The sequence below is a fragment of the Streptococcus merionis DSM 19192 genome, assembly GCF_000380085.1.
Classification (GTDB): Bacteria; Bacillota; Bacilli; order Lactobacillales; family Streptococcaceae; genus Streptococcus; species Streptococcus merionis.
Window position 1 is genome coordinate 81,119 of the sequence record NZ_KB904560.1, and the last position, 9,402, is coordinate 90,520.

Annotated in this window: 6 protein-coding genes; 5 read left to right on the forward strand and 1 reads right to left on the reverse strand. The window is 38.8% G+C overall.

The window, feature by feature from the left end:
- Window positions 1-20: 20 nt before the first annotated feature.
- Window positions 21-719 carry a PASTA domain-containing protein gene (locus A3I5_RS0110865; protein ID WP_018374637.1) on the reverse strand — a complete coding sequence of 233 codons (699 nt, stop codon included), beginning with the start codon at window positions 717-719 and terminating at the stop codon, window positions 21-23.
- 173 nt (window positions 720-892) lie between these two features.
- Here A3I5_RS0110865 and A3I5_RS0110870 point away from each other — a divergent pair, with 173 nt between their 5' ends.
- The 5 genes from A3I5_RS0110870 to A3I5_RS0110890 form a co-directional block, all read left to right on the forward strand.
- Window positions 893-2,449: an ABC-F family ATP-binding cassette domain-containing protein gene (locus A3I5_RS0110870; RefSeq protein ID WP_018374638.1), complete on the forward strand. Its 1,557-nt coding sequence runs from the start codon at window positions 893-895 to the stop codon at window positions 2,447-2,449.
- A gap of 915 nt (window positions 2,450-3,364) precedes the next feature.
- Entirely contained in the window at window positions 3,365-4,012 is a 648-nt protein-coding gene (locus A3I5_RS0110875) for a response regulator transcription factor (protein WP_018374639.1), read from the forward strand.
- A 48-nt stretch (window positions 4,013-4,060) separates the two neighbouring features.
- Window positions 4,061-4,750, forward strand: a complete 690-nt coding sequence (locus tag A3I5_RS0110880) for a response regulator transcription factor (RefSeq protein WP_018374640.1) — start codon at window positions 4,061-4,063, stop codon at window positions 4,748-4,750.
- Window positions 4,737-6,383 carry a sensor histidine kinase gene (locus A3I5_RS12150; RefSeq protein WP_018374641.1) on the forward strand — a complete coding sequence of 549 codons (1,647 nt, stop codon included), beginning with the start codon at window positions 4,737-4,739 and terminating at the stop codon, window positions 6,381-6,383. Before A3I5_RS0110880 ends, A3I5_RS12150 begins: the two co-directional genes overlap by 14 nt.
- Window positions 6,384-6,737: 354 nt before the next feature.
- Window positions 6,738-9,402: GAG-binding domain-containing protein (locus A3I5_RS0110890; RefSeq protein WP_018374642.1), on the forward strand; the 2,665-nt coding region annotated here is incomplete at its 3' end.

Consider the following 9,402-nt stretch of genomic DNA (forward strand, 5'->3'; position numbering starts at 1 on the left):
AGTTGTCCCAGCCTCATTTTTTATTTTTTCCCAAAGATCCCTTTGAGATTATTAATACCGTCTCCGATTGCTTTGACGCCATCATCAACAACTTTTGCTTTACTAGCTTGCTTTGCTTTTTCGGCTTCGAGGAGGTGTTGGCTCTTTTCGATAATCACATCATTGACATAGTGAAGGGTAATTGTTGTGCCGCGACGGAGGTTATTAGTAAAAAGGGCAGGCTTTGGTTCAAAGTCGACCACACAATTATTGTGATCATCTGCGTAGTTTTTATGAGGCTTTGCCAAAGCCGTCACGACTTCAAAACCTTTATTGGTCAAAAGTTCTGTAGCCGCCTCAAGGTCAAGTCCCTTGATCTTAGGAAGTTCCACTTGGTCATCACATTGGTCTAAAATGTCTGCGTTCATATAATAAATTTTGACCAAGGTTCCCTCTGGGTATTTACCAGGTTTAGGATCCATTTGGAGGACATAATCGACTTTTTTGGTTAAATATTTCTTATGAGGCTCAACCAGCATTTCTTGAGGAACAAAATGCAGTCGTTCAAGATGCCCAATAGCGTCTGTTAAACGCATGTCAACGAGATTAGGAAGTTGGATGTAATCTTTCTTAGCTTCGTTTTGCTGATCAATAACATCTTTCACCATAGGAGCTGCACTAGCGACAATTGGAGCTACAACTTTTGCAGCTTTCATCAACCCCTTTACAGGAATAGCCATAATTAATTCTCCTTTTTATACTAATTTTATTATACCAAAACCACTTTCAGAAACAAGTAATTTCAATGGTTTTTGAAGAGAAATTTCCATGACAAATCCTATGAAATAGGATAAAATAGTAAGAGTATGCTTGTTTTTGTGACTGGCAAATTTATAACAGTATAGGATGACTAATGAGTATTTTAAATGTGGAACATTTGACCCATGGCTTTGGAGAACGTGCGATTTTTGACGATGTTTCTTTTCGTCTTCTTAAGGGTGAGCATATCGGCCTAATCGGAGCCAATGGCGAGGGGAAATCAACCTTTATGAACATCATCACGGGTAAACTTCAGCCAGATGAAGGTAAGGTGGAGTGGAGTAAGCGTGTCCGTGTTGGCTATTTAGATCAGCATACGGTCCTTGAGCCTGGTATGACGATTCGTGATGTTTTACGATCAGCTTTTGCCTACCTTTATGATTATGAGACTCGTATCGGTGAAGCCTATATGGAAATGGCTGACGCAGACGATACTAAAATAGCAGAGCTCATGGAAGAGACTGGCGAATTGCAAGACTTGCTCGAATCACACGACTTCTACATCGTGGACACTAAGGTTGAGGAAGTGGCACGGGCTCTTGGAATTACAGCTTTTGGTTTGGATAGCGATGTGACAGAACTATCTGGTGGGCAACGGACCAAGATTCTGCTGGCCAAGCTTTTGCTAGAAAAACCAGACATCTTGCTTCTGGACGAGCCAACCAACTACCTAGACGCAGAGCACATTGAATGGTTGCGCCGTTATCTGAATAGCTACGAAAATGCTTTTATACTGATTTCCCACGACATTCCTTTTCTTAATAGCGTCATCAATTTGATTTATCATATGGACAATCAACAGCTCAATCGCTATGTAGGCGATTACGACAAATTCCAAGAAGTTTATGCTATGAAAAAGGCTCAAATAGAGGCTGCCTACAACCGTCAGCAAAAAGAAATTGCTGATCTCAAAGACTTTGTGGCACGAAATAAAGCTCGCGTAGCAACTCGTAACATGGCGATGTCTCGTCAGAAAAAATTGGACAAGATGGATAAAATTGAACTGGTCCAAGAACGTCCAAAACCAGAATTTCATTTCCTCCAAGCACGAACACCTGGGCGTTACATCTTCAAGACTGAAAATCTGATCATCGGCTATGACAATCCCCTGACCCAAGCTATGAATCTGGAAATGCAGCGCGGTCAGAAGATTGCTATCACAGGTTCAAACGGTATTGGTAAAACAACTCTGCTCAAGAGTCTTCTGGGCTTGATCGAGCCACTAGACGGCAGTGTCGAGCGCGGAGAGTTTTTGGAAATTGGCTACTTTGAGCAGGAAATGTCTGGAAATATAGACAAATCTTGCTTGGATGAGATCTGGGATACTTTTCCGTATATGAATCAGGCCGAAGTACGTGCAGCCCTTGCCAAATGTGGTCTAACTACCAAGCATATCGAGAGTAACGTGCGTGTCCTCAGCGGTGGTGAGCAGGCTAAGGTTCGTCTCTGCAAGCTGCAAAATAAGGAGAGCAATGTCCTTATCCTAGATGAACCGACCAACCATTTGGACGTCGACGCTAAGGAAGAGCTCAAACGCGCCCTCAAAGAATACAAAGGTAGCATTCTTATGGTCTGTCACGAGCCCGAATTCTATGAAGGTCTAGCGACTGATGTTTGGGATTTTTCAGGCTACTCTGTTATGAAAGGTTAGGGATCTTGCTGAAAAATCAGCGAAATGACCAATAATACTAAGAATAGCACGCTAAAAAATGAATGAGGCTGGGTAAGACCACCATGATGGCTTCGCCCTCACTCCCCCAAAAAACATGTAATCATTGAAGATTACGTATAAAAAGTCCAGCCTCATCACTCATAGTTTACGTCAATATCTCAGCGCAGTGGTTGGGAGTAAGACTCCAACTTAGTCTTACCCCTGCAAAGATCATTAGGTGCTTTAGCGCTAATGAACCACTGCTGATTGGTAGATTTGTTCGTGTTTTACACTCCAAATCCATCCGGCCTAATCAGCGGTTCGCTGTCTCCAATCGTTTGCTTACAATGTTCGCAACTCTTGGACAGCTATCGCATAGGTGGAACATCTGGTTTGTCTTCAACAAACCAGTGTTACCACCGTAACTGTGCGGGGTGGGAAAACGAACTCTTTTTGGTTGCTTGAGTTCGTTCCCACTCAATTCGTTTTTGCAATCGAATTTTGTATATGCTTTCTTTTTAGGTGCACTTAACTTTCTCGCCTTTTTCACCATTAGACTTGTTCGGAAATCGAATATATTTCAAAGGTCAGATTTCCATCATCTAAGAGAGCTGATGATACAGCAATTTGACAGCTTTTAATAACAATTTATGGTGAAATTCCATTGTCCTTATAAACGAAAGTTAGTCTAGGAAAAAGTGCTAAAGAAGATTCAAAAAATTATCATAAACCTTGGATAGTTTTCTTTTTTAGTGTATAATTGGTATAGGTAGTTGTCAAACTATGAATCAATTCTCAAAATGATATGAACATTTTTCATTTATGTTGTGTGGAAAAGGAGTTCTTAGAGCTGCTTTTTTATCAACTTCTTTTTGGTTCCTCTCATGGTAAGGAATTAACAGATTAGGAAAAGGTATGACTAAAATTTTAATTGTAGAAGACGACAAAGATATTAATAATTTAATCAAAGAAGTGCTAGAAGGAGCAGATTATCAAACAGAGTCTATTTTTAATGGCAAAGATGCTCTCGAGCTTATTCAACAGGAGAAATATGACTTGGTCATATTAGACATCATGCTCCCGGTGATCAATGGTCTGGATGTATTGCGGGAGGTGAGAACTTTTTGTGAAGTGCCGATTATCATGCTGACAGGAGTTGATGATGAATATACACAACTCCTTAGTTTCAAGCAACTGATTGCTGATTATATCGTAAAACCATTTTCTCCTTTGGTCTTAGTTGAGCGTGTCAAGAACGTATTACGACTTAACACAGCGAAATCTGAGATGACAATTGGTGATTTACATGTCGATTTTGAAGCCTGTGCTGTTAGTTGGAAAGGCGAATCAGTGCGTTTGACGAAAAAGGAATTTCAGATTTTGGAATTGCTGGTCAAACGGTGTGATTGCCTAGTGACTCGTGCACAGCTCATGCAGACGATTTGGGGATACGGAGAGTTGGAGACCAGAGTTTTAGACAATCACATCAAGCATATTAGAAAGAAAATAGCTGGCATTCCCTTAAAGACAATGCCAGGCTTAGGATATATCCTAGAAAGTTAAAATAAAGTCTAATCAGAAAATGCCATTAGGGATAAAAGGAGTAGTAGGATGTATCACATATTGGTTGTAGAAGATGATCAGGATATCGCAGCGATTTTAAAATTGTACTTAGAAAATGCAAAGTACAAAGTATTTTGCGCGTCTGATGGTAAAACTGCTTATGATATCTTCCGAAAAGAAACGATTGATTTGGCGATTATTGACCTCATGATTCCAGAAATGGACGGTAATAGTTTAACCAAAGCTATTCGCCTAACCAGCTCCATTCCGATCATGATTTTATCAGCCAAAAAAGAAGATCTAGATAAAGTCTTCTCACTCAATATTGGAGCGGATGATTATATCACCAAGCCCTTTAATTCTCTAGAAGTCTTAGCGCGCGTCAATGCACACTTGCGCCGTTATCATGACCTAAATCCTAAAGCCACTGCTTCCAAGGTCTTGACAATTGGGAATCTCATGATGGATAGCGAGAGATTTCTCCTAGAAAAAGCTGGGCAGAAGATTACCTTGACAGCCAAGGAATTTAAACTGCTTCATATTTTAATGGAATCTCCTGGTAGGATATTTACCAAATCACAGCTCTACGATATGATTAATGATCAAGATGCCAGAGGAGATGAAAGTACAATTATGACTCACATTTCTAACATTCGAGATAAAATCGAAGAAGATGCCAAAAATCCTAGATATATCAAAACAATCAGAGGGGTGGGATACAAGATTGAAAAAACGTAAGCAAAAGAAAGGCAGCCTAGTAGGCTTACTTGTAAGAAGCTATGCTGCCTATGTGCTTCTTTTCTTTTTGGGAAGTACCTTGTGGTTATTTCAAAGTGTGCTTTTATATGCAGATACCAATCATCTTCCTTCTCTCGCACAAATCAGTAAATTAGATGACCATCTAACATCTAAGAAGTTTGAGCATCTCCCTATAGACTCTTTAACCACACTAGGCAGTTTCTACGAGATATTCTCTTATGAACGGGGGCTTGTCTACACAAGCAATTCAAAAGAAAAACATCCGCTCACAGCAAAAGAGGTATCTGTGATTCCCGAATTTGATGAAAAATATTATCTCACTTGGGTACCGTTTAAAGATCAATCCGGTCAAAGTTTTTCTATCGTCCAGCGAAATTATAAAGATAAAAAATACATCGATGAGCCGATTGAGATATTACGAGAAGAGTTTGATTTTTTGATGGATGACCAACTGAGGGTAATATCTTCGAGGAAGCCAATGGCATACACACAGTTCACTGAGCGTGAATTAAAATTGATGACGCATAGGTTTTCAGACAAGTATAATCTGCATCGCTATAATTTCACAACAAAAGACGGTGAAAAAATGGCACTTATCTTGTATCGACCTTATGATACAGAAATGGAGTACAAGCTATTCTTTTCTCGGGTATTTACCAATTTATTTTTATTTTTTGCGATCTGTATTCTTTTAATTTTTCTCTTCTCTTATCGCATTCGAAGAAAAATTGCTAAACCGTTGGCTATTTTGGGAAATGCTTTGGAGACGCTTCCTAAAAATCGAGGAGAAGAAGAGGTCTATGTCGCCTATGATGGACCAAAAGAATTGGTCAATATTTCCAATACCTTTAATAAAATTTCCGCAGAATTACGAGAAAGTGAGCAAAAGCGTGCACAGTTAGAAGACAGTAAGAGGCAGATGCTGGCAGATATTTCCCATGACTTGAAAACTCCGATTACAGTCATCCAAGGCTATGCCAAAGCTATGGAAGAAGGCATAATTGCTGAAGAAAATCAAGAACGCTACTTGCAGATTATCCATTACAAGGCTAGTGTCTTAAACGACTTGATCAATTCCTTTCATGAATATAGTAATATTGAGCACCCAGACTTTTCTGTACAATTGAAAAAAGTTGATTTTTCAGTGTATTTACAGCAATACTGGGAAAAATCTTATGAGGAATTCGCCTTAAATCAGTATCCGATAGATATTGAACTAACAGAAAAAAGTATGCCTCTCTTATTAGATAGCGCTAAGTTTGACCGCGTGTTACATAACGTCATCAATAACTTTTTCCACTATAATCCAGAAGGAACGACCTTCTATTTCCGAGTTCAAAAAGAAGAAAAGCAGGTTAAAATCACCTTAGCAGATAACGGTGTGCCTATTGAGCCAGAGATAGCAGCAGAGATATTTAATCCCTTTGTGACAGGAGATAGGGCAAGAACAGCGGGAAATCGCGGGTCAGGTCTGGGACTTGCCATTGTTGATAAAATCATCCGCCTGCACCATGGCCAAGTAGCACTTGATACAACACCTTCAGCTCCTTACGTCAAAGCCTTTGTGATTACCCTACCCTTGGCAGATAATGTCGAAGATGACAGAGTGTAGGAATCGTAAATACTCCTGCGCTAAGATGTTTCGCAAACGATGAGTGGTGAGGTTGGATTTTTTGTCCAGCCTCTTTGTAAAATCATTATCAAGGTAAACAAGGTGTAGACATGGTTTATTTCATGAGATAAGAGTCGCAATCTCTCTAAGTTTACTGTGTTTTCATAGTGTAAGTGGTAGCTATCAGACGAATTTCTAAAAAACACAAAAAATGTACACAAACCACAGATTAACAAAAGATTGTGATGGTAGCCTAGTACTATAGAAAAGGAACTCATGTATGTGAGATTTTTTTGCTCTCTCCATAACCTAAATTTATGGGGCTATACAGTACGATGAAATGAGGAAAAAGTCATGAAAAACCAGAGAGATTTAAGGTACTCGATTAGAAAGTTAAAGTGTGGTGTTGGCTCGATAGCGGTTGCTATGGTCGTTTTTGGTGCTAATTCTACCGCCCTTGCAACAACGATGGAACAGCCCTCAGCAAGTGAAGTGGCCAGGTCTTCAAGCGATAAAATGGAAACGGATTCAACTTTGTCAGATGAGGTAGCAGTAAAAGAAGAGATACCTCCAACATCTGAAATCACCCCACTAGAAGAACCGACCGAACCGACCACAACGGAAAGCCAAGAGCCTAAAGAAACTGACCTACCGAAAGAGCCTGAGACTATCACACTCACTCAAGAGCCAGCAGAACCTTTACCAGTGGCAGAGGCGAGAGCGGAACAGCCAGTGCAAAAGGGTGTGGGGAGAAATCTCCAAGATATATACAGCTACGTAAAAGAGCTACAAGAGATTAATTATAAACAGTACGGAAGTACGAAAGATTCTGATTCAGCAAAGAATCTAGATACTGTTTTTACTTCAAATAATAAAGATGATTATGATAAAAGTGTTGCTCTGGCGGGGTATGTTCAGGCAATTGTAAATGCTAGAGGAGAAAAGACATCTGGAAACAATATCAGAGACTTTATAATTAGGGATTATTCTAGAGCTTATTCAGAGGGAGCCAATAGTCTAAGAGAGAAGTTTTTTTTGAATTCATCTATTAGTGATGAAGTGAAGAAAAAATACTTTGATAAGCTACAAGAAGCTTCACTTATAGATATCTATAAAACTATTCCAGAAGAGTTGGAACGAGAAGTAGAGAAACTCAAAAAAGATCAACCACAAGGCGATGATCCAGGAAGTCCAGACACAGAAGAACAGTCACAAAAAGATCAACCAGCTAAACCTGAAGAAAAACAGCCAGAAAATCAAGACAATTCATCAGCTGATTCAGAGAAAGAAAAGCCACAAAAAGACGCGCCGGCTGATCAAAGTAAGATTGCTGAGTATAAAAAGATTTATGAAAAGATAAAAGAATTAGCTGAAGTTAACAATTACTATAAAGAAGCCTTTGCTAAGCAGGGTCAAGACTTGTCTGAAACGTTTATCAAGTCAGGAGTTACTGATAGCAAAAAATTAGAAGAAAAACTTCTTTCGTTCATTGGAGCTGATATCATTCACAGAAGTGGAGAGGTCATTAAACCAAAGACCATTGAAGAAGCTAAAGGGTATATTGATCAAGATTACAAGGGAGAGTTAGATAAAACAGTTAAAGAAGAAATAGAAAAATTGAATAAAAGTGAAGCCTCCCAAAATCTAAAACAGAAGTATCAAGCTTTGTTCAACAAAGCTACTAGCTTAACAAGTGCTAAAAAAGAAATCCCTGAAATGTTTATGAAAGAGTTAGCACAAGAACAAAAAGCCGAGATTGAAAGGTTGGCAGAAGAAGCTAAAAATAAAATCTATCAGATGCCACATTTGAAAGAGAAAAATTCTTATGTGGAGCAACTTGAGAAAGTGGCTTCAAAAAATGAGATCGAAAATATCCTAAAAGAAGCTGCTGCTAAAAATCAAAAAGGCAAGGAAGATTTTGAAGCAGCCAATAAAGTTAATAAAGAAATTAAAGACTTTAAATATCTGACACAAGAACAAAAAAATGGTTACTCTAATGAATTAGAAGATAAGACAAAAGAAGAAGCAGCTAAGATACTAGAGCGTGCAAAAACAGATAATCTAAACGGTTTGATCAGCAAAGGTAAAGAACTTATTAAACAATTAGAAGCCAGTCTAGCTAATTTAGATAAGCTTCCAAAAGCGCCTGAGACAGAAGATTATAATGAACAACATAACTTATGGAAAGAGTTCTCACGTGTTGGTACAAGTAAGATGAGTTCATTTAAGCAGGATTCTGTCAAACCTGATCAGAATAAGTTTAACCAGTTGGAAGTTAAATACAATGATCTCGTTGATTTTAACCGTCAGTTACAAATAGAAAGTTATACACGACAAGTTGCGGAATATCGAAAGAGATATCCAGAAAGTCAGAAACTTGAAGAGTTATTTAAAAATTATATAAAACAAACACCTAGTAATAGCTATGCTAGTCAGTTTGGAGAGAACCTGCGGGTTTACTTTGAAACAGAATTAAAACCCGCTTTCCAAGAAATTCAACAGCTTGTCAATAACTTGGACAAACAGGCAGAGGGTGTTCAAAAGATTGAAAAGTTGATTGAGGAATATTCTAAGAAGCCTAAGACAACTGAATTGGTGAAAGAGTTGGAAAGACAGAAACACTTGATAAGTGTCCTTAACGATACTGCTCTTGGTTTGGTTGACCAACATGTCAAAGATGCAGAGGATGCTGTCGCTACTTACACCAAAGAGTATCAGATGTATTTAGAAGTGCTCAAAAAAGGACAAGAAGCTATGCGTTCCGATATTGGTCGTCTGAGAGCCTTGAAAAATGAGAAAGCGACAGAATTAGCTAATGAGTTAGAACGAGAAGTTACTTATCTCGCAACCGCAGAACTCTTAGGCACATTTGACTACAAAACATTTATCCCTGAAAATGTTGCCAAGGTGAAAAAGCAAGTTGATGACTTCATCGCAGAATATGAAAGGACACATCGTCCACTCACGCCACTTGAACCAGCGATTGTAGAGACAACAGAGATCCAAAAAGAAGCTATCG